Raw genomic sequence first — 21,500 nt, forward strand, 5'->3', positions numbered from 1 at the left:
ATTGAGCGAGGTTCGTCACCTTTTGACGACGTAGAAATCGGGGCCGAAAATCAGCAATTCAAGCGCGACGCTTTGCGCCGAAACGTCGCGGCTATTCCTGAAGCGAGAGGAGCGTGGCGTCGCCGCCGCTCGACGCGGTGTTGATCGTCACCGTTGTTTCACGGACGAAGCGGCGCAGATAATCGGGGCCGCCGGCTTTCGGCCCCGTGCCGCTCAGGCCGAAGCCGCCGAAAGGCTGGCTGCCGACAATGGCGCCGATCATGTTGCGGTTCACATAGATGTTTCCCGCCGGCGCCCGCCGCGCCGCCTCCTCGATCCGTTCGCCGATTCGGGTCTCGAGACCAAAAGTCAGGCCATAGCCGCCCGCCTGAATTTCCTCCACAAGAGCCTCGAAGGCCCCGGCGCGCCATGTCGTGATATGCAGGACCGGGCCAAACACCTCCTCGCGCAGGTCGGCGGCGCGATCGAGGCGGATGATGGCGGGCGCGACAAAGGTTCCCGCCGAAGGCGCCTCACCGGCGTAGAGCAGCCGCCCCTCGGCCCTGGCGCGCGCCACATAACGATCGAGCTTTTCCTTGGCCGCCGCGTCGATCACCGGCCCGACATGCACGCCGAGCATTCGCGGGTCGCCGATTCGCAACTCCTTCGCGGCGCCGATCAACGTCTCGATCGCCGCCGGGGCGATATCGTGCTGCAGGCACAGGAGCCGCAGCGCCGAGCAGCGCTGACCCGCCGAGCGAAAGGCGGAGGCCAGCACGTCGTCGACCACCTGCTCGATCAGGGCGGTAGAGTCGACGATCATCGCGTTGACGCCCCCGGTCTCGGCGATGAGCGGCGCCAACGCCCCTTCGCGCGCCGCGAGGGCGCGATTGATCTGCTGTGCGACCTCCACGGAGCCCGTGAAGACGACGCCCGCCGTATGCGGATCGTCGACAAGGGCCGCCCCGACGTCGCCCGCGCCCGGCGCGAGGCGCAGCGCCGCGCGAGGAACGCCCGCTTCATGAAGAAGCGCGACCGCTCTCGCGGCGATGAGCGGCGTCTGCTCGGCCGGCTTGGCGACGGCCGCATTGCCCGTGACGAGCGCAGCGACGACCTGCCCGAGGAAAATCGCCAAGGGGAAATTCCACGGCGAAATGCAAACGAAAACGCCGCGCCCTTCGTAACGTAAACGGTTGTCTTCGCCCGTTGGACCGGGAAGCCGCGCTTCGCGGCAGACGAGCCGCGCCTGATTGGCGTAATAGCGACACATATCCGCCGCCTCGCGCACCTCTGCGAGCGCGTCGTCGAGCGTCTTGCCGGCTTCGCTTTGCAGAAGCGCGAGAAAGACTCCGCGCCGCGCCTCCAGGAGATCGGCGGCGCGCTCGAGGATGCGCGCGCGCGTCTCGACGGGCGTGGCGTTCCAGCCGGCGAAGGCGCGCGCCGCGCTGGCCATCGCGTCACGCGCCGCCACGTCGTCACACTCGATCACCTCGCCAATCGCCGCGCCGTCGATCGGCGAGACGACGGGGCGCGACGGCTTGGCGGCGGAGCTTTCCGGGCGGGCCTCGCTGCGGCCGCGCGCCGCTTCGATCTCGGCAAGCAGCGCCGCGAGCGCCGCTCTGTCGCCGAACTCCACGCCCATCGAGTTGCCGCGCAGAGGTTCGTAGATCTCCGCCGGCAAGGGCAGGCGCGGGTGACGCGCGTGCGTGGCGTCGCCGATGACGTCGTGCGGATCGGCGATCAGGGCCGCTTCGGGCGTCTGAGGATCGGCGGCGCGCGCGACGAAGGACGAGTTGGCGCCGTTCTCGATCAGCCGACGCACGAGATAGGCCAAGAGATCGCGATGCGGTCCGACCGGCGCGTAAACGCGGACGGGCGCGTCGCTCCTCTCCGCGAGCGCTTCATAGAGCGGTTCGCCCATGCCGTGCAGGCGCTGGAATTCAAAGTCTATCCGTTGACCGGCGCGCACGAGAACTTCGGCGACGCTGCGGGCGTTGTGGGTCGCGAATTGGGGATAGAGGCGCGGCGCCTGGAGCAGTTTCGCGGCGCAGGCGTCGTAATTGAGGTCGGTCATCGCCTTGCGGGTGAACACCGGATATTCGGCGAGCCCCCGCTCCTGCGCGCGCTTGATTTCGCTGTCCCAGTAGGCGCCTTTCACGAGACGCACCATGAAGCGGCGACCATGCGCCTCGGCGAGAGCGAACACATAATCGATCAGGGCGTCGGCGCGTTTCTGATACGCCTGAACCGCAAGGCCGAACCCGTCCCAACCGGCAAGCGATGGGTCGGCCACGACGCGCGCAATGACGTCGAGCGACAACTCCAACCGGTCCGCTTCTTCGGCGTCGATCGTAAAGGCGAGATCGCGGGCGCGCGCCAACCGCGCCAGCTCCAGAACGAGCGGCGGCAATTCACACAGCACGCGCTCCCGGGAGATCGCCTCGTAACGCGGATGCAGGGCCGAGAGCTTCACGGAAATGCCCGGGCGCGCCGGGAGCCCCTGGTCGCCGGCCTGCGCGCCGATCGCCTCAATGGCGCTTGCGTAAGCGTCGAAATACCGTTTCGCGTCCGCGCCGCTGCGCGCGCCTTCGCCGAGCATGTCGAAGGAGAAGCGCTCGCGCCGCCCCTGTGCGCGCTCCAGCGCGTCGTCGATCGTTTCGCCGAACACAAAATGCGATCCCATCAGACGCATGGCCCGCCGCGCGGCGCCGCGCAGCGCCGGCAGGCCGATGCGCCGCGCGAGATCGGCGACGAGCCCGCGCGGCTCCCCCGGACCCACGAGACGCGCGGAAAAGCCGAGCGCGAAGGCGCAGGCCTGCACGAGCAGCACGTCCGACTCCGCCGCGTGATGAGAGAAATCGCCGGCCGCGAGCTTGTCGACGATGAGCTGATCGGCGGTGGCGTCGTCGGGCACGCGCAGGAGCGATTCCGCCAGCGCCATGACGGCGAGGCCTTCACGGGACGACAGCGAAAATTCGTGCAGAAAATCCTCGACGCCGCCGAGCGCGCTGCGGCCGGCCCGCATCCCGCGGATCAGCGCGCGCGCTACGCCTTCGATGTCGTTGCGCGTCTGCAGGTCCGGGCGGTGAGCGAGCAGGCGCGCGGCAAGCGCTTCGTCCGGCGGCGCATAGGGCGCGGCGAATGGCGGCGGTGGGTCGTGCGGCATGGGCTCGCAGCGCCTTGTTCAAGTTCCTGCGAGAAGGATATGGGGTCGCCGACGCGCGCCGGCAAAGGGCGGACGGTAAAGGTCGCGCCCTGGAGCTTCTCCGCGCGCACGCTCTCGTCTATAGCAGTCCTTGGGTCGTTCGACTGTTCGCGCCCCTAGCCAGGAAACGCGGATGCCCGCCTATTTCATCTGCACGATGACAATCCACGATCCCGAGACCTACCGCAAATACACGGCGCTTACCCCGGCGACCGTCGCCCGCTATGGCGGCAAATTTCTCACCCGCGGCGACGACGTGACGACGGTCGAGGGGACCGCCTTCGCCGAGCGTATGGTCATCCTCGAATTCCCCAACCGAGCGACCGCGCTGGCCTGGTACAACGACGCGGACTACCAGAGCGCCGCCGCCTTTCGGCGCGCCTCATCGAGCGGCCGCATGATTTTGCAAGAAGGGCGCGACAATACGAAGGACCCGGACCCGAAAGTGTAAAGGCCGTTAAATCTTGTCGCCCTCGGCGCCCGGCGTGACGCAGCGCCAGCGCGTGACCGTCACATTGGGATGCTCGCCTGACCATTGCGCGATGTAGGGCATAGCTTGCATGACGCAGTTGCGCGTCGATCCGGTGGCGGATTCGAGCGTCAGCTTGCGCTCGTCGCAGGACGTCGGCTGGGAAATCGCGCAGACCGTCAGGATGAGTTGGACGAAATTCATCGGCAACACCCCTTGCGTGAACGCCGCCCTGACGGCGGCGTTTGACATTAAGCAAGGGTAATGCCGGTCAGGCGGGGGTCAATATCTCGCCCTTGCCAAAGACCGCCGTATCGCCGCCATAACGATGCAGCTTTTGCGAAAGCAACGCCGCCGCGCCGGCGCTGTCCGCCTTCAGCGCGCGCGCGAAAAGCCCTGCAAATGTAAAGACATGCGCGCCGCAATCAACATAAGTCGGCAAAAGCTCGGGGCGCTTGGCGAGAATGATCGAGCCACGCTTGTTGAGATAGCCGACCCGGCCCGAGGTCTGACCCAGCGCGATGATCGTGCCCGCGATGAAGCGCGCGCCCAGATCGTCGCCGGCGTCGCCTTCAATGATCAGAATGCCGCGCCGCAGCCGATCGCCCGCCCGCGCGCCGACCTTGCCGCGCACGACGACCCGCCCGCCCGACATGCCGGCGAGTTCGCCGGCGAGCGGACCCGCCAGCATCTCGCCCGCGTCGCCTTTGATCTCGATATGGGCCCCTTCATTGCCGGAGGCGGCATAGGCTCCGGCGCCGCCCGTCACGGTAATGACGCCGCCCTTGGCGAGGCGGCCGAGCTCCAAACCCACGTCGCCGTCGACATGGATCGAGAAGCCGGGCAGCAGCTTGGCGCCGACGCGGTCGAAGCGCGCGGAGCCGCCGTCGTAGCGGACGCTCTTGAGGTCGCCCTCGGCGAGCTTGAACAGATCGCCGACCTTGGCGGAGGCGCGGGTCGTTCCGATCTCGATCTTCTCGATCTCGGCAAGGGATTTGCCGGCGAGGCGATCGGGCGTGAGCGCCGAGAGGTCGACGCGCTGCGGCGGCTCCTGGCGAAGCGTGAAGGTGAAGGGCTTCACGGCAGCAAATCCTTCAGGTGATAGTGGAACGGTCCGAGCTTGCCGCCGTAATTGCCGGCGCCGACGCGCTTCGCGCCCTTTTCGGGACCGAGATCGATGATCGCCTTGAGGCCGGCGCGCATGGCCTGACGCACGGCGTCGTCCGTCAAGCCGTCGATGACGATTTCCAGCGTGCAGCCGATGTCGGGCTCGAGCGCGGTCTTGGTCACGCCCTTCAGCGTCGGGCAGTAGGCGTCATTGGTCGAGGCGCTCATGCCCTTGTATTGCGAGCCGACCTTGGAGCCCGAACGCACGATGCCGCCCGGGAAGGGCATGATCGCGTCCGGGACGGCATGGATAGCGTTCACCCCCGCCTCGGTGGCGCGCATGGTCGATTCCCAGTCCGCGCCCATCACCAGCAGATTTCCGCCGCCGACGCATTTCTTCAGCACGCCGACCTGGCCCTCGACGAAAAATTCGCCGTCCATCACCGGCACGCGCCAGAAGCGGCGCCCGTCGATCGCCTTCGACGTCTGCCATTTGTCGCCGAACTGACGCATCGAGTCGCCGACCTTGATTTTCAGATCGCCGTCGAACGCCGAATAAAGGGCCGTGCCGGGACAGGTGAGAATGCACTGGCCGACGCGATTGACGAGGGCCTTCTCCGCGCCCTTCGCCGAAAAGGCGAAGAACAGCAGGCGGACGCCGGGGCGGCCGTCGGGCGTCTCGTCTTCGGAAAGCTCGGCGTCAACTCCCGCTTCGCAGTCGCAGCCGATGACCGAGGTGGCGTAGCCCGTCGCCGTCGCCGCCGCCTGATTGGCCCATTTGCGAGTCGGCGCCGTGACGATGAGTCCCGTCGCGGCCATGGGAAAGGCTTCGGCGAAACTATCGTCGATCCGAACGCCGTTGCGAACTATACCTTGCATGCGACCTCCGCAAAGGCGTCCTTGTGCGGCAGAGCGGCGTCCGGCACGTCGAAGACGCCGCGCGGCAGGCCGTAGAGCTCCTCGTAATAGCTGTCGAGCCGCTTGTTGATGGACGTGTCGAAACGCGGGCTGATGTGCAGCGTCTTGCCGCGACGGTAATGCGAAACCTCGCCGTCGCGCACGACAAGGTCGCCGTCCTTGAAGACATAAGCCGCGCGGCGGAACATGCCCGCCTTGTCGCGGCTCTCTTTATAGACTGCGACGTCGGCGATGGCCCCCGGCGCGAGCGCGCCGCGATCGGTGAAGCCGAAGAGCTTCGCCGCGCCCGAGCGGCTCATCTGCGCGATTTCGTAATAGGAATATTCGCGCTTGAGCGACGGCAGCGTCGTGTGCTCCAGCACCTCGGCCGGCAGGCGCGACATGACCTGTTCGCGCAGATCCGCGCTCATCAACAGCGCAAAAAGTTCCGGATAGGCGGTGAAGGGGCCGCCGTTCGGATGGTCGGTGGTGAAGAAGACCTGCTCGGGATTCTTGATGAGCAGAAACAGCTCCAGCCCCGCCGCCCATTGGACGGCGTTGTAGTAGTTCGAAATCTTGTAGGCGTAAGGCACGATGCCGCCGCCATTGGCGTCGCCGTCGAAGATCGCGCCCTTCTTGGGGCTGCCGCCCGGCATGCTGTTGAACTGCTTCAGCACATCCGACGAGATCGTCACGGTCTGCGAGAACATCACCTGGCCGACGTCGACCGTGATATTCGGATTGGCGTTGATCTTCTCGGCGAAGGCGGCTGCGGCGGAAGAAAAGGCGTTCTTCCCTTCCGTGCCGTAAGCGTAGAACTGCACATGGGCGAGATGCAGCGGCAGGCCCTGCGACGCGTCGATCGTGTCGAGCGCCGTCTGAATATTGCCGGCGATGCCGAGATTGTTCATGTGCAGATGCAGCGGGTGATGGATGCCCACCGCCTGCGTCGCCTTCTGCAGCGACTGGAAAATCTTGCGCGAGGTAAGGCCGTAGAAGGGCACCTCGTCGTCCAGACCGAAGGCGCGCATGTTCTCCTTGAAGGCTTCGCAGCCGCCCGGATTGATGCACTTCAAACCGAGCGACTTCGTGCCGCTCACGGTTTGCGCGACATAATCGTTGATCGCGGTCTCCGACTCGCCGGCGCGCAACTGGCGCAGCAGGAAGTCGTCGTTGCCGAGAACCGTCAATGCGCCCTTGTCGATGATCGGCACGTCGTTGAGTTCGAAGTGCGTCTGCAGCGAATGATGCGGCGCCATCGCCGGCTCGACGACGGTGGTGAAGCCCATCTGCGCATAGAGCCGCCCGGTCTCATAGGTCGACCATTTGGCCGTCGAGAGCGGCGTGCCGGAAAGACGCGCGCGGATCGCGCGGTGCAGCTCGGGGAGCAGCAGGCGCGCCGTGTTCACATTGCCGCCGGCAATGTGCGAATGGATGTCGATGGCTCCGGCCATGACGACATGGCCCGTGCAGTCGATTTCCCGATCGGCCTTGCGGCCCGCCGGCGGCGCGACGATGCGGCCGTCTTCGAACCAGACGTCGCCGACGCCGTCCTTGCCCGTCGCCGGATCGACGACATGGCCGCCACGCAAAACTGTCAGCAAGGCGCGACCTCCGAAACATTCGCCATGATGGCGTCGATGACTTGCGCAACCGTCGGCGCGTCCGACGGCGCCGTCGCCGCGCGCAGCGTCAGGCCGCCGGTCTCCTGGGCCATGAGCACGGCGTCATGGGTGACGCCGGGCCGGCCAACCTCAATGTAAAGCCCGCGCGCGGGCGCGGCGCCCGCCGGTGCGAGCGTAACAAGCGGAATGTCGGCGCGCGACCACGGCGGCGCCTCGCCGTCAAAGGCGGAAATCCACAAGGCCGCGTCCGCTTCGCCGCTGTCGACGAGACGCGCGGCCTCGAAGCGCCATGGATCGTGCTCCGGATAGCCGCGGCCGAAGCCGGTGCGCGGCGGAAAGCCCGTCATCCAGCCCGACGCCTGGGTCACGCCCGCGGCGCCGGCGCGGGCCCCGATATGGACGCCGGTGAAGCGGGTGGTGACGTTCAAGTCGGTCACGAGCGCCTGCATCATCTCGATCGCGAGCGCGTCGAGCCCGGTCGACGCCGCCCAGACGAAGCAGCCGAAGCGCGCGCTCCTCAGCGTCTCCGCAAGACCGTCGACGCGTTCGAGCTTGGCCGCGTCGAGCGCCACGGGACGGCCGCCGACGCGCGCGCGCCATACGGCGAGGACGCCGGAGATTTCCTGAAGGCTGGCGGGAATGATTTTGGCGCCGGGAACGGCGTCCGTCTCGCCGGCGTCCGGCCCGAGCCAGATCACCTTGCGCGGCTGGCCGGCCTGCGAGCCGTGGCGCGGGGCCTGATCGAGCGCGAGGCGCTCCAGCATGCCGGGCCATTCCTTTGTCAGGCCGGGGCCGAGAAGCACCACGACGTCGGCGCGCACGCGGGCCTCGTTGGCTGTCGTCGTGAACATGCCGAAGGAGCGCTTGACGTCGAGATCGGCGAGGGAATCGCGCGAGGCGAGATGATCGAAGGCGCCGCGCAGCCGCTCGGCGAGAAGAATCGCCGCGCGGGCGCCCGGAACGTCGGCCCCCAGGCCCCCGACAAGAGGAAATGTCGCGTCGCTCAGAATCCGCGCCACCTGTTTATAGGCGTCTTCGAGCGCAATCGCTTTGCCGTCGAGCGTCGCCTTGCTCATCCGCTTCCTGCCTCGTGCCGCTGGGCGGTCGTTGAAAATGCCGCGGGCGGGTCGCCACGCGGGCCCAAGTCGCCCTCGCTATGCCGGCGGCCGGAGGAAAACTCAAAGGCTTTTTTGTTTGACGCGCTTCGGGCCGGGCCGCTTGCGCCGCCGCCCCTTCCAAAGGCCGATTATGCCTAGCAGCCGTCACGCCCCATGTCGAGACGTAAGGCGCCGCACCCGCGCCGCCGCGCGCCCGCGTTTCTTATGAACAGGTGCGCAGGCTAGGCCAATTGCGCCGCCGAGATGAACGTGATAAGCCTCTCGCCGAGCTCGAACCTGCCCCCGTCGCCCGGCCCGAGAAGCCGAGGACATCCAAGAGCAGGAAGCAGCCGACTGAGTTCCAAACGGAGGAAATACAATGGCCTGGACCACCCCTGTGATCGTCGAAGTTTGCGTGGGCATGGAAGTCACCGCCTACTCGTCGGCCGAAATCTAAGATTTCACGCGAGTCGCCGCCTTTTCGGCGGTCTGCTCACAAAAAATCGAGCCGGTAGGAACAGCGCGGCGGCACGCCGGCGTCTCTACTTGGCTCGATTTTTTTTGCCTGGTTTCAGAGGCCGCGGGCCACCGCGGGGTTGATATGCGACAGCCCATCCTTTCCCTGCTTCTGGTGGCCGGCTTTGCGGCGCCCGCCGCCGCCGGCGCCCTTGATCCAAAGAAACTCCTCGACGAGGCGAAGGCAGTCTTTCAGCCGCTTCCCGCTGTCCCCGTCGCCAAGGACTCGGTCGACGCCGCGCGAGTCGAGCTCGGCCGCCGACTGTTCTTCGAGAACAGGGTTTCGATGGACGGCAACGTAAACTGCGCGCATTGCCATCTGCCCGACAGGCAGGCGAGCGACGGCCTGCCGAAGGCGATCGGCGTTTTCGGCAAGGAGAACCCGCGCAACGCGCCGTCGATTTTCAACGCCGCGCTCAACGTCAAGCAACATTGGCGGGGCGATCGCGAATCGCTCGAGGACCAGGCGGAAAAGTCGCTGCTCGGCCCCGCGAGCTTCGGCAATCCGGACCAGGCCACGGCCATGGGCAAGCTGAAGGCGATTCCCGCCTATCCCGAGGCCTTCGCCAAAGCCTTCCCGGGCGACAAGGACCCGGTCAATTCAAGGAACTGGGGCGTCGCCGTCGGGGCGTTCGAACGGACGCTGCTGACGCCGTCGAAATTCGACGCCTTCCTCTCCGGCGACGTGAAGGCGTTGACCCCGCAACAGCTCGCCGGCCTGCGCCTGTTCATCGACACGGGCTGCGCCGCCTGTCACAACGGCGTGGGCGTCGGCGGCAATTCCTTCCAGAAATTCGGCGTAGTTGAGGATTACTGGAAAGAGACGGGCGCGAAGACGCCGGACAAGGGCCGCGCCGACGTGACCAAGAACGACGTCGACCTCTACGTCTTCAAAGTCCCGAGCCTGCGCAACGTAGCGAAGACCGCGCCCTATTTCCACGACGGCTCGGTCGAGGACCTGCCGAAGGCCGTCGAAATCATGGGCAAAACCCAGCTCGGCAAGACTTTGTCCCGGCAGGAGACCGCGGACATCGTCGCGTTCCTCGGAGCTCTGACGGGCGCGGCCCCGGCAAATTACGCCGCGCCGGAGCCCTTCCCCGACGCGAGGTAAGAGGCCCGTCTAAGCGCGGCCTTCGCCAAAATTTACTTTGGCACGGAGATCGCCTGCCCCGCCTTGAGCTTCGTCGCAGGCTTGAGGCCGGGATTGGCGGCGGCGAGGGCGCGCCATTTCTCCGGCTTTCCATAAAGCTTCTTTGCAACGGATTTGAGCGTATCGCCGGCGGCCGCCGTGTAGAGGTTCTTCCCGGCCGACTGTTGGGGCGCTGCGGCAGCCGGATCCGAAGCGTTCACGGACCCCCGCTCGCCCATATTGGCGTTGGCCTCGGCGCCGCCTCGTGCGTCGTTCGACGTCGCCGTTTCATCGGACGGGGCCGCGCCGCTTTCCGCCGGCGCGGATGCGGTATTTTGAGCGTCGGCGGATTCCTGCGACGCGAGCGAGGGCGGCGTCCTTCCCATTCCGGTGACGAACAGATAGACGAAGGCCGCCGCGACGCCGGCAAGGGCGATTTCACGTCGGCCGCGCACGCGTTTGGGCGGGAACAGGGGCGGACGGTGGTCTGTTTCCTCGCGCTGTTCGACCGCCTGCTCGGTCCCGGCCAGCCAGCGAAGCAGCTCCAGCCCGAAATAGATGACGAGAAGGCCCGAGACGATGGGCTTCCAGTAATCGAACGGGCCGAACACATAGGCCATCGCCGCGCTCTGCGTCAGCATTGATCCCGAGGCGAAGCCTGCGTTGGCGCCTCGCATCTTACGCTGGATGGACACCGCGGCGACCGCGACGAAAATAAGGGCGTAAAGGCCCAGCAGCGCCTCGCGGGGCATGAAGGCCCAGCCAAGAGCGCGCGAGCCGAAGAGGTAAACCAGTCCGGCCGCGATGGCGGCGTCGAAGAGATGGATCAGCCGGTTCGGCGCCGCGAGATGGCTGAGGTGCGCGAGCAGCGCAAGGAACGCGACGGGCAGGAACGCCAGGGAAAGATTGGCGGACAAAAGTGCAGGATTCATGCGGCGGCGCTTCCCTTCGACTGAGCCAACCTTACCGTCTCGATATGACAATTCATGGTGCGGGCTGAGTTTCTTTCCCGCTTACCCCGGCGCTCGCGAAAGTCGCCATGTCGCGATGGCAGGCGAGAGCGGTCTTGATGAGCCCGATCGCGAGGCCGGCGCCTGACCCCTCTCCGAGCCGCATCCCGAGATCGAGCAGCGGCTTCTTGCCGAGCCGCTCCAGCGCCTCCCGATGCGCGCCCTCCGCCGACACGTGGCCGGCGACGCAATGCGCGATGGCGTCCGGCGTCATGGCGTGAAGCAGCGCCGCCGCCGCGCAGACGACATAGCCGTCGAGCACGACCGGCACGCGATTGAGCCGCGCCGCCGTAATGGCGCCCATCATGGCGGCGATTTCGCGGCCCCCGAGCCGCCGCATGATCTCGAGCGGATCGGAAAGATGCGGCCCATGCAGCGCCAGCGCCGCCTCGATCGCGGCGTTCTTGCGCGAGAGCCCGGCGTCGTCCACGCCGGTCCCCCGCCCCATCCAGCGCGACGCGGGGCCGCCGTAGAGCGCGGCGTAGATCGCGGCGGCGCTCGTCGTATTGCCGATGCCCATCTCGCCCGGGGCGAGCAGGTCGATTCCGCCCTCGATCGCCTCGAAGCCATAGGCGAAGGTCGCGGCGGCTTCCCGCTCGTCCATGGCCGGCGCCTGGGTGAAATCCTGCGTCGGGCGCTCGAGCGCGAGTTCGTACACCTTCAGCCCGACGCCATGGGCCTTGCAGATTTGATTGATCGCGGCGCCGCCGCTCCTGAAATTTTCGACCATCTGCGCGGTGACGCTCGCCGGAAAGGCCGAAACGCCCTGCGCGACGACCCCGTGATTTCCCGCGTAAACCGCGACCAGCGGCCGCTCGACCGCCGGCTGCGGGGCCCCTTGCCAAGCCGCCAGCCATTCGACGATTTCCTCGAGCCGGCCGAGCGATCCCGGCGGCTTGGTGAGCTCGCCGTCGCGCGCCCGCACGGCCGCGACGCTGTCGGCGCTCGGCCCCGGCAGAGCGGCGAACAGCATGCGGATTTCTTCGAAAGGTCTGATCTCTGAGGGCATGGGTCCAATGGGCAAGCTACGCCGGCGGGTTTCTCATCCCGGGCGCGGCAATGCAAGCAGGGCGTTGGGCCCAAAGTCTCAATTGAGCCGCACGTCCTCGAACGCCGCCAGCGCCCGCGCGCGCGCCTCTGCATGGTCGACGATCGGACGCGGATAGCTCTCGCCGAGCCGCACGCCGGCTTGGCCCAGCACATCCGCAGGCGCCTCCCAGGGCCGGTGAATCCAGCGCGCGTCGAGTCCGGCGAGCTCTGGCACATAACGGCGCACATAGTCGCCATAGGGGTCGAATTTCTCGCCCTGCAGCACCGGGTTGAACACCCGGAAATACGGCGCGGCGTCGGCGCCGCAGCCCGCGACCCATTGCCAGCCGCCGCTGTTGTTGGCGAGATCGGCGTCGACCAGCGTATCCCAGAACCAGCGCTCGCCGATCTGCCATGGAATGAGCAGATGCTTGATGAGAAAGCTCGCCGCCACCATGCGCGCGCGATTGTGCATGTAGCCCGTGAGCCAGAGCTGGCGCATGCCCGCGTCGACGAGCGGATAGCCGGTCACGCCCTTGCGCCACGCCGCGAGCGCCGCGGGATCGTCTCGCCATGAGAAGGCGTCGAAACGCTTGTCGAGCCCGCGATCGGGCATTTCGGGGAAGGCGACGAGCAGGTGATGGCAGAATTCGCGCCAACCGAGTTCGCGCAAGAACGGAAGGCCGGCTTCGCCGGCCTGGCTGGTCGCCTCCGCCCAGACGCGGCGCGGCGAAACCTCGCCGAAATGAAGATGTGGCGACAGCCGGGAGGTCCCCTCTTCGCCCATGAAGTCGCGCGCCGTCTTGTAATCGCGCAAGCGGTCCTTCGCGAATTCGGAAAGTCGCGCCCGCGCGGCCTTTTCCCCGACGCGCCAGGTCTCGCGCAGTCCCTGCGCCCAATCGGGCTTTGTCGGCGGCAGACGCCAGTCGTCGAGCGCGTCGCTTTCGGGCGCCCGCGCGGCGGCGAGCTTTTTGGGCGCCGGCAGCGGCGGCGGCGGTCCGCCGCTCGCGAGGCAGGCGCGCCAGAAGGGGGAGAAAACCTTGAACGTCTCGCCCTGTTTGTTGCGCATATGCGCCGGCTCGAACAACAGCGCGCCATTGAAGCTCTCAACCGTGAGCCCAAGCGCGCGCAGCGACGCCTTGATCTCGCTGTCGCGCCGCATCGCCCAGGGCTCATAGAGCCGGTTCCAGTAAACCGCGCCCGCGCCTGTCTCCTCGATCAGCCCTTCGAGCACGAATTCGGCGCGCCCGCGCCGCAAGATCAGCGACACGCCGAGCCGCCCGAGATCGGCGGCGAGCGCCGCGAGCGAATGATGCAGCCACCAGCGGCTCGCGGCGCCCATGCGCCAGCGCCCGGCGCTCTCGTCGTCGAGAACATAAAGAGCGACGACCGGCGCGCCGCTGCGGGCGGCGGCGTCCAGCGCCGGGTTGTCGTCGAGGCGCAGGTCGTTTCGAAACCAGAGGATGAGCGGCGCGGCCATTGCGCCTCCTCGCGCTTAGCGTCTCGCGTGCTTGACCCCGTAGACCATGTAGATCGCGAGACCCAAAGCGGTCCAGATAAGGAGCCGCAGCCAGGTGTCGAGCGGCAGCGCCACCATCAGCGCGAGGCAGGACAAAATGCCGAGCATCGGCATCACCGGAATGCCCGGCGCTCGGAACGGCCGGTGCAGCTCGGGATGCATGGTGCGCAGATTCATCACGGCCAGGCAAACGAGCGCAAAGGCCGCCAGCGTGCCGATGCTGACCATCTCGCCGAGAATGTCGATCGGGAACAGGCCCGAGGCGAGCGCCACCACGACGCCGACGAGAATTTGGCTGACCGCAGGCGTGCGGTAGCGCGCGTGCAGCCGGCCGAAGACCGCCGGCAGCAACCCATCATGCGCCATTGTGAAGAAAATGCGCGTCTGCCCGTAGAGCAGCACAAGAATGGCGGTGGTGAGGCCGGCGAGCGCGCCGAATTTCACGACCCAGGCGAGCCATGAAATGCCGGTGCGGTCCATGACCAGGGCCATCGGATCCGGCACGCCGAGCTCTTTGTAATTAACGACGCCCGTCGCCACGGCCGCGACCGCGACATAGAGAATCGTGCAGATGATGAGCGAGCCGATAATGCCGATGGGAATGTCGCGCTGCGGCGTATGGGCCTCCTGCGCGGCGGTCGAAACAGAATCGAAGCCGACATAGGCAAAGAACACAACCGAGGCCCCGCGCGCGACGCCGCTCCAGCCGTAGACGCCGAATTCGCCGGCGTTCTCGGGAATGAGCGGCGACCAATTGGCGGCGTCGACATGCCCGGCGCCGAAGAAAATCACCATCAGCACCACGGTGACCTTGATGGCGACGATGACGTTGTTGAAGAGGCTCGATTCCGACGTGCCGCGCACGAGCAGCGCCGTCAGCAGGAGGATGACGCCCGCCGCCGGGACGTTGAAGAAACCATGCGCCGACGGATCGCTCGCGAGCGGCGCGAAAGTGGGGGTCGTGAAGGCGTCGGGCACGTGGATGTTGAAGCCGTGCAAAACGCGATTGAAATAGCCGCCCCAGCCGACAGCGACCGTGGCGGCGCCCGCGGCGTATTCGAGAATGAGGTTCCAGCCGATGATCCAGGCGAAGATTTCGCCGAGCGTAATGTAAGTGTAGGTGTAGGTGCTGCCCGCAACCGGAATGAGCGCGGCGAGTTCGGCGTAGCACAGCGCGACGAAGGCGCAGGCGGCTCCCGAGAGGATGAAGGAGACCATCACGCCCGGGCCGGCGTAATTGGCGGCGGCCGTGCCGGTGAGAACGAAAATGCCGGCGCCGATGATGCCGCCGATGCCAAGCGACATCAGCGACGCCCAGCCGAGCGCGCGTTTCAGGCCGCCCTCGCCTTCAGCCTCATGCGCCGCGATGATCGCATGCAAGGATTTCCGGGTGAGATAGAGTCTCTTTGTCGCCACGACGCTCAATGCAGCTCCCTTTCGCGCGAGCGGCGGGAGCCGCCCATAGGCAGTCTCGTCCCTTGTGCGCAAGCGTCGCTCGCGGCGTCAGGACGAGGCCTTCAGTTCCCGGGGATTATGAGTGCGGGGCAAAAAGATACAAGCGGAAAAGGCCGAGCGCGCGCTCCTTGGCGGAGCCCGCCTCAGTCCCGCCCGCGCGCCGCATAATCGAGGACGATGGCCGCCGCGCGCGCGCTCGGATGGGGGCCGGCCTCGAGCAGCCGCGCCCGCACCCGGCCAAAGGCGGCGAGCTGCGCGGCGCGCGCTGGCGTGTCGTCGAGGAGCGGCGCCAAGGCGTCGGCGAGCGCCCGAGGGGTCGCCGCCTCCTGGATGAACTCGGGAATCACCTTATCGCCGATGATGAGGTTCGGCAGCACGATCGAAGGCGCCGTCACGAGAAAGCGCAACGGCGATTCGAGGCCCGAGACGCGATAGGCCACCGCCATCGGCGCGCCGGCCAGCGCCAGCTCCAGCGTCGCCGCGCCGGACGTGACCAGCGCCGCGCGCGCCTGCCGGAAGGCTGCGAATTTCTCGCTCTGGCTAATGAGCCGCGGGGCCAGCGGCCAGCTGCGCAAGGCCTCTCGCAAGGGCGCATCCATGTCCGGCGCGACTGGAATGGCGACGTCGAGGTCGTCTCGCCCGCGCATCAGCAGCTCCAGCGCCTCGCCGTAAAGAGGCGTCATGCGGGCGATTTCCGCGCGTCGCGAGCCAGGGAGCACGAGGAGCGAAGGCCGCCGGCTCTGCGCAGGCTCGAGCTCGTCGAGGCGCTCGACGAGCGGATGGCCGACATAAAGGCAGCGCGGGCCGCCGAGCCGCGCATGGGCCTCGGGCTCGAACGGAAGCAGCGCCAGCACGCAATCGACATAGGCGCGCATCGCCTTGGCGCGACCAGGACGCCACGCCCAGACGGTCGGGCTCACATAATTGACAATGGGCAGATCGGGCAGCGCCCGCCGCACCTTGCGCGCCACCCGATGCGTAAAGTCCGGCGAGTCGATAATTACAAGGCAATCCGGCCTCGCCGCGACCACTGCGCATGCCGTCTGAGCGATGCGGGCGACGAGTTTCGGCAGGCGCGCCAGAACCGGCGTCAATCCCATCACGGCAATGTCGGAAATCGGAAAGAGCGAGGCGAGCCCCTGCTCGGCCATGGCCGCGCCGCCGACGCCCTCGACGCGAAGGGGCGGACAATGCTTGCGCAAGGCGCGTATGAGCGCGGCGCCGAGCGCGTCGCCCGACGCCTCGCCCGCGATGACGAAGATGCGGGTCACCGGCCCCCTGTCCGCGCGCGCGGCGCACAGAGCGGGCGTTGCGTGGGGGCGCGGAGGAAATCGATAAGGTGCAAGACGTCGGCGTCCCCCGCATGGGCGGCGGCCACGCCGTCGAGCCTCTCGCGCAGCGGCCGCGCGTCTTCTTTTCCGAAAAGCCGGCGATACGCTTCTTTCAGCCGCGAGATGCGTTGGGCGGAAAAACCGCGCCGCCGCAGGCCAATGAGATTGAGGCCGAACAGATGCGCGCGATCGCCGCTCGCGAGGCCAAAAGGAATAACGTCGCCTTCGACGCCGGCGAGGCCGCCGACAAAGGCGTGGGCGCCGATGCGCACATTCTGGTGAATCGCCGCGCCGCCGCCGATCGAGGCGTGATCGCCGATCTCGACATGGCCGCCGAGCAGCGCTTGATTGGCGAGCACCACGCCGTCGCCAAGGCGACAGTCATGCGCGACATGCGAATGGGCCAGCAAGGCGCAACCGGCGCCAATTTGCGTGCCGGCGCCGCCGCCTGAATTGATCGTGACGCCCTCGCGAATGACGCAATCGGCGCCAATGGCGACCCGACCCTCCGCAAGAGCGGCTTTGAGATCCTGCGACGGCGTTCCAACAGACACGAAAGGGAAAATGCGCGCGCCGGACCCAATGGCCGTGAGTCCCGCGACGACCACATGCGCATGCAACAGGCTCCCGGGCCCAATCTCGACAGCGGCGCCGATGTGGCAGAACGGTCCGACCACGACGCCCTCGCCGAGGCGCGCCCCCGATTCCACAATCGCGCTGCGATGGATTGCGGCCGTCATCGAGGCGCTAGTCAGACGCCCATCATCGCGCTGATCTGCGCCTCGCAGACGAGCGCGCCGTCGACCAGCGCCCGGCCCTGATACCACCAGATATTCCGCTTCTGCGCGGTCTTGGTCATGTGGAATTCGACGCGGTCGCCGGGCGTCACCGGCTTGCGGAATTTCGCGCCGTCGATGGTCATGAAGTAAACGAGCTTGGGCCGCTCGGTTTGGCCTTGCGCGCGCATGACGATGACGCCCGCCGTCTGCGCCATGGCCTCGACCAGCAACACGCCCGGCATCACCGGGCGCTCGGGGAAATGGCCCATGAACTGGGGCTCGTTGATCGTGACGTTTTTGATCCCGACCCCGGCCTCGTCTCCGCGGATGTCGACGATGCGGTCGACGAGCAGAAATGGATAGCGATGCGGCAGGAGGCGCATGATCTCCAGAATGTCCGCGCTCTCCAGCGTCGCGCCGGCTTCAGTCTTTGACATGGTCGTCCCCCCCTCGTTGATCTGGGCGTCTGCCGCGCCCCGCGGGGTCTTTTATATCGCCTCGTCGGGCTTGTCGCGCTGCGCCATCCTGTCGATGAGCGTCTCGCCGCGCAAATAGCGCCGCAGCGGCCGCGCGGGCGCTCCGCCATAGCGCGCGCCCGCCGGCACGTCGCGCATGACCCCGGATTTCGCCGCGATGGCGGCCCCCTCGCCGATCTTGAGATGGCCGCCGATCGCCGCCTGTCCGCCGAGCGCCACATAGTCGCCGATTTCGCAGGAGCCGGCGACGCCGGTCTGAGCGACGATCGCGCAGAACCGGCCGATGACGACATTGTGACCGATCTGCACGAGATTATCGATCTTCGTGCCCTCGCCGATGATGGTGTCGCGCGTGGCGCCGCGGTCGATGGCGGCGTTGGCGCCGATCTCGACGTCGTCCTGCACGATGACCCGGCCGAGCTGCGGCGTCTTGAGCCAGCCCTTGTCGCCGCGCGCGAAGCCGAAGCCGTCCTGTCCCAGCCGCGCGCCGGGGTGAATGATCACCCGATCGCCGATGAGCGAACAGATGACGCTGGCCTGCGCGCCGATCGAGCAGTCGCGCCCGATCCTAACGTCCGGCCCGATGACCGCTTGCGGGCCGACGATCGTGCCGGCCCCGATTTCAGCGCCCGGTCCGATCACCGCACAGGGGTCGACCGTGACGCCCGGCTCGAGCCGCGCTTCGGGATGCACGATCGCGCTCGGCGACACGCCATTGCCCCGAAACAGCGATCCCGGCCGCAGCGCCTCCGGAAACAGGCGTGAAGCGGCGACCGTCATGGCCCGCTGGGGATCGTCGACGAGCAGGCCAATGATGCGCTCGGGCAGCAGATGCGCGTGCCGGGGCTTCAGAAAACAGGCCGTCGCCCGGCATGAGGCGAGCGCCTCGCGATAGCGCGGCGAGAAGAAGAAGCAGATGTCGCCCTGATGGCCGGCGGCGAGCGGGGCGACGCCGGTGATCACCGGCGGGGCCGCGTCCCTGCCGGCCTCTTTGATTGTCGCGCCGGTCGCCTCGGCGATTTCCGCGACAGAGAAGGGCCGGGACAGATGAAAAAAGGCTGCAACGCTCATTTCGGTCGCTCGCCGGACTCCGGACGCAAAAAGGCTCGCCGGGCGAGGATCGCCCGGCGAGCCAATGCACTATCAGAAGTTGGCGCCGCCGGAGAAGCGGAAGTTCTGTGTGATGTCGGTCGCCGCCTTCGACGTGACGACCGCATAGTCGAAGCGAATCGGTCCCATAGGCGAGTTCCACAGGATCGATGCGCCGACCGACGAGCGGAGGCGGAAGCCGTTGGACGCCGGCACCACGCAGGTGCCCTGGCCATAGCCCGCCTCTGGCGTATAGGCGGCGAGACAGGTCACGCCCGGGATGGTCGGCAGATTGTTGGCGTAATTGGTGCGGCCCTGGAAGTTCCAAAGGCTGCCGGCGTCGGCGAACAGCGCGCCTCTCAAACCGAGATCTTTCGGCACGCCCCAGAGCGGGAACTGAACTTCGAGCGAGCCGCCGACATAGTCGGTGCCGCCGAGCGAGTTGCCGTTACGGGCGTTCCACGTCGTGAACAGATTGGAGTCGCGCGGACCGATGCCGCCCGGCGCGAAGCCGCGCACCAGGCTCGGGCCGAGGTTGAAGTTGTCCTGAATGCGCGGCGTATAGCCGCCAAAGGGCGTCAGATTGCCGCCCTGCAGGCGCGCGATGCCGACCACGTCATCCAGATAGGGGACCTCGTGGAAGTAGCGGACGTCGCCCGTCGTGCGCAGGTAGCGCGAGTAGCCGCCGAGACCCGCCGCGTCCTGGCTGAAATTGACCATCCAGCCATTGTGCGGGTTCATGAAGTTGTCGATTGTGGCGTAGTTCAGCGAATAGCCGATCGACGAGGTCGTGATCGTGCCCTGCGACTCCTTGATCGCGAGCGAAGCTTCGCCGTTCGACAAGCAGTTGTACTGCAGGTTCGGGTAGCCCTGGTCATAGGGGAAGAAGGGCGAGGGGCCGGGCGTGACCGCCGTCGGAACGGTACAGTCATTGTACGGCTTGTTGTTCGTGTTGGGGATCGAGATCGTCGTTTGATACAGCGAGTAGCGCGGCGAGAAACTGAGTTCGTCGGTCACCGGAACGCCGAAGCGGATCGTGCCGCCGACCGAGGTCGACGAGTAGATCGAGTAGCTGTAGGCGTCCTGGCGACGGGCGAAGACGTCGAAGCCGGCGGAGATGCGCTGATCGAGGAAATAGGGCTCCGTGAAGCTGAAATTCACGCCGCGCGCGATCTGGCCGGCCTGCACCGACAGACGGACAGCCTGGCCGCGGCCCATGAAGTTGCTTTCCGAGACCGAGACTTCCGCGATGAAGCCCTGGTTGGTCGAATAGCCGCCGGAGACGCCGAAGTTGCCGGTGGGCTGATCTTCGACATCCACATTGAGGATCACGCGGTCGGGCGAGGATCCCGGCTCATTGGTGATCTTCACCTTCTTGAAGAAGCCGAGGCCGTTCAGGCGACGCTCGGCGCGATCGATGAGGACGCGATTGTAGGCGTCGCCCTCGCCGATGTCGAACTCGCGCCGGATCACATAGTCGCGCGTGCGGGTGTTGCCGCGAATGTTGATGCGCTCGATGTAGACGCGCGGCCCTTCGTCGAGAACGAAGTGGATCGAGACCGTCTGGGCGGCGGGATTGCGCTCGCCGCGCGGACGCGCCTGAGTGAAGGCGTAGCCCTTCCTGGCCGCCTCACGCGTGAGCGACTCGACCGTCTTCTCGACCGCGTCGCCGTTATAGACGTCGCCGGGCGAGATGCGCAGCAGATCGCTCAGCGCCGCGCCGTTGATGTCGGGAAGATGCGATTCCACGTCGACGGAAGCGACATGGTATTGCGGCCCTTCCTCCACGACGATGGTGATGATGTAGCCGCCCAAGGCGGGATCGAACTGGGCGTCGGAACTCACGACGCGAAAATCCGCGTAGCCGTTCTTGAGATAGAAGCGGCGCACGAGTTCGAGGTCGGAGGCGATGCGGTCGGGATCGTAAACGTCGCTGGTCTTGAGGAACGACAGGAGATTCATCTCCGTCGTCTCCATGAGCCCGACCAAGCGGCGATTCGAATAGACGTTGTTGCCGACGAAGCGGATTTCCTTGACGCCGGTCTTGTCGCCTTCCGCAACGGCGAAGACGACGTCGATGCGGCCGTTCGGCAGCTCGACGGTGCGATAGGAGACCTTCGCCGCCGCGCGGCCGGCGCGACGATAAATCTCGGTGAGGCGGGCGACGTCGGCCTCGGCCACTTGCTGGCTGAAGGCGCCATGGGCGCGGGTGCGCAATTCGGGCTGCAGATTCTCGGTCTTGACCTTGCTGTTGCCCTCGATGACGACGCGATTGATCTGATTGCCTTCGGTGACGCGGATGATCACGTCATTGCCCTTGCGGGACGCCGAGACCGTCGCAAACCGCCCGCTGTCGCGCAGCGCCTCCAGTCCCTTCTCCACCTCTTGCGGGCTCGACCCGGTAAAATAGGACCGGATGGTTTCCGCGTCGGCGCGCGTATTGCCCTGAACGATGATCGCCGCGGCGGCTGGCGTTGACAACACCACCAGCGCCGCCAGCAGGGCGGCCAGCAATGACGAAGATTTCCAGATGCCGCAGATGGATTGCATGTAAAGCAGGTCCTCGTCGCAACGTCACCGCCCGGAGCGCGGCATGTTTACAATGATATGTACATGGCGAAAGACGCCATATCGGTCCAGTTGAACCTTCTACAGGGTTTAACCTACCCTGCAAACGCAGAATAAAATCTGTTCGAGCAATTTGTCGAAGGCGTGGCCGCAAAGCCACGATTCATGGTCAGCAGATCGTTAATCGCCGGCGACGCCTCCGGCGAAAAACGACAAAACC

The 21,500-nt window shown here is 66.7% G+C and carries 18 protein-coding genes; 3 read left to right on the plus strand and 15 right to left on the minus strand.

Annotation, left to right across the window (positions count from 1 at the left end; genetic code table 11):
- Nucleotides 1-91 precede the first annotated feature (91 nt).
- The gene (gene putA, locus RVU70_RS01085) at nt 92-3,145 is read right to left on the minus strand and encodes a bifunctional proline dehydrogenase/L-glutamate gamma-semialdehyde dehydrogenase PutA (protein WP_363349262.1); all 3,054 of its coding nucleotides are present in this window, start codon (nt 3,143-3,145) and stop codon (nt 92-94) included.
- Nucleotides 3,146-3,317: 172 nt separating this feature from the next.
- Between putA and RVU70_RS01090 the strand changes: the two genes are divergently transcribed.
- Nucleotides 3,318-3,635 (plus strand): DUF1330 domain-containing protein, encoded by a 318-nt coding sequence (locus RVU70_RS01090; protein WP_363349263.1) that lies wholly within the window; start codon nt 3,318-3,320, stop codon nt 3,633-3,635.
- A gap of 6 nt (nt 3,636-3,641) precedes the next feature.
- Here RVU70_RS01090 and RVU70_RS01095 read toward each other — a convergent pair whose 3' ends face one another.
- The 5 genes from RVU70_RS01095 to RVU70_RS01115 all read right to left on the minus strand — a co-directional run bounded on the left by RVU70_RS01095 (nt 3,642) and on the right by RVU70_RS01115 (nt 8,358).
- Nucleotides 3,642-3,857, minus strand: coding sequence for a hypothetical protein (locus RVU70_RS01095; protein WP_363349264.1), 216 nt, complete (start codon nt 3,855-3,857; stop codon nt 3,642-3,644).
- Nucleotides 3,858-3,924: 67 nt separating this feature from the next.
- Nucleotides 3,925-4,734, minus strand: a complete 810-nt coding sequence (locus RVU70_RS01100; RefSeq protein WP_363349265.1) for a formylmethanofuran dehydrogenase subunit C — start codon at nt 4,732-4,734, stop codon at nt 3,925-3,927.
- The gene (gene fhcD, locus RVU70_RS01105; protein WP_363349266.1) at nt 4,731-5,639 is read right to left on the minus strand and encodes a formylmethanofuran--tetrahydromethanopterin N-formyltransferase; all 909 of its coding nucleotides are present in this window, start codon (nt 5,637-5,639) and stop codon (nt 4,731-4,733) included. The genes RVU70_RS01100 and fhcD overlap by 4 nt, the downstream gene beginning before the upstream one ends.
- Complete coding sequence (locus tag RVU70_RS01110) at nt 5,627-7,261, minus strand: formylmethanofuran dehydrogenase subunit A (RefSeq protein ID WP_363349267.1); 1,635 nt, start codon at nt 7,259-7,261, stop codon at nt 5,627-5,629. The genes fhcD and RVU70_RS01110 overlap by 13 nt, the downstream gene beginning before the upstream one ends.
- Nucleotides 7,255-8,358, minus strand: coding sequence for a formylmethanofuran dehydrogenase (locus RVU70_RS01115; RefSeq protein WP_363349268.1), 1,104 nt, complete (start codon nt 8,356-8,358; stop codon nt 7,255-7,257). Before RVU70_RS01115 ends, RVU70_RS01110 begins: the two co-directional genes overlap by 7 nt.
- Nucleotides 8,359-8,758: 400 nt before the next feature.
- Between RVU70_RS01115 and pqqA the strand changes: the two genes are divergently transcribed.
- Together pqqA and RVU70_RS01125 are read left to right on the plus strand one after the other, a co-directional pair.
- The gene (gene pqqA, locus RVU70_RS01120) at nt 8,759-8,836 is read left to right on the plus strand and encodes a pyrroloquinoline quinone precursor peptide PqqA (RefSeq protein WP_154420341.1); all 78 of its coding nucleotides are present in this window, start codon (nt 8,759-8,761) and stop codon (nt 8,834-8,836) included.
- A gap of 144 nt (nt 8,837-8,980) precedes the next feature.
- Nucleotides 8,981-10,006, plus strand: a complete 1,026-nt coding sequence (locus tag RVU70_RS01125) for a cytochrome c peroxidase (protein ID WP_363349269.1) — start codon at nt 8,981-8,983, stop codon at nt 10,004-10,006.
- 32 nt (nt 10,007-10,038) lie between these two features.
- On the opposite strand, the gene RVU70_RS01130 is transcribed toward RVU70_RS01125, so the two are convergent.
- From RVU70_RS01130 to bamA, 9 genes are all read right to left on the minus strand, one after another.
- Nucleotides 10,039-10,956, minus strand: a complete 918-nt coding sequence (locus RVU70_RS01130; RefSeq protein ID WP_363349270.1) for a LysM peptidoglycan-binding domain-containing protein — start codon at nt 10,954-10,956, stop codon at nt 10,039-10,041.
- Between the two features lie 52 nt (nt 10,957-11,008).
- The gene (gene cobT, locus RVU70_RS01135; protein ID WP_405044832.1) at nt 11,009-12,007 is read right to left on the minus strand and encodes a nicotinate-nucleotide--dimethylbenzimidazole phosphoribosyltransferase; all 999 of its coding nucleotides are present in this window, start codon (nt 12,005-12,007) and stop codon (nt 11,009-11,011) included.
- A gap of 114 nt (nt 12,008-12,121) precedes the next feature.
- A complete protein-coding gene (locus RVU70_RS01140) occupies nt 12,122-13,543 on the minus strand; it encodes a deoxyribodipyrimidine photo-lyase (RefSeq protein ID WP_363349272.1) in 1,422 nt (473 codons plus the stop codon).
- Nucleotides 13,544-13,558: 15 nt separating this feature from the next.
- A complete protein-coding gene (locus tag RVU70_RS01145) occupies nt 13,559-14,887 on the minus strand; it encodes an amino acid permease (RefSeq protein ID WP_405044871.1) in 1,329 nt (442 codons plus the stop codon).
- Between the two features lie 293 nt (nt 14,888-15,180).
- Nucleotides 15,181-16,308: a lipid-A-disaccharide synthase gene (gene lpxB, locus RVU70_RS01150; RefSeq protein WP_363349274.1), complete on the minus strand. Its 1,128-nt coding sequence runs from the start codon at nt 16,306-16,308 to the stop codon at nt 15,181-15,183.
- Entirely contained in the window at nt 16,305-17,108 is an 804-nt protein-coding gene (gene lpxA, locus RVU70_RS01155) for an acyl-ACP--UDP-N-acetylglucosamine O-acyltransferase (RefSeq protein WP_363349275.1), read from the minus strand. The genes lpxB and lpxA overlap by 4 nt, the downstream gene beginning before the upstream one ends.
- 11 nt (nt 17,109-17,119) lie before the next feature.
- Nucleotides 17,120-17,584: a 3-hydroxyacyl-ACP dehydratase FabZ gene (fabZ, locus tag RVU70_RS01160; RefSeq protein WP_363349276.1), complete on the minus strand. Its 465-nt coding sequence runs from the start codon at nt 17,582-17,584 to the stop codon at nt 17,120-17,122.
- A 51-nt stretch (nt 17,585-17,635) separates the two neighbouring features.
- Nucleotides 17,636-18,694 (minus strand): UDP-3-O-(3-hydroxymyristoyl)glucosamine N-acyltransferase, encoded by a 1,059-nt coding sequence (gene lpxD / locus RVU70_RS01165; protein ID WP_363349277.1) that lies wholly within the window; start codon nt 18,692-18,694, stop codon nt 17,636-17,638.
- A 72-nt stretch (nt 18,695-18,766) separates the two neighbouring features.
- Nucleotides 18,767-21,262, minus strand: a complete 2,496-nt coding sequence (gene bamA / locus RVU70_RS01170; RefSeq protein ID WP_363349278.1) for an outer membrane protein assembly factor BamA — start codon at nt 21,260-21,262, stop codon at nt 18,767-18,769.
- Nucleotides 21,263-21,500: the final 238 nt, after the last annotated feature.

Origin of the sequence: Methylocystis echinoides, assembly GCF_040687965.1 — a bacterium.
GTDB classification, from domain to species: domain Bacteria; phylum Pseudomonadota; class Alphaproteobacteria; order Rhizobiales; family Beijerinckiaceae; genus Methylocystis; species Methylocystis echinoides_A.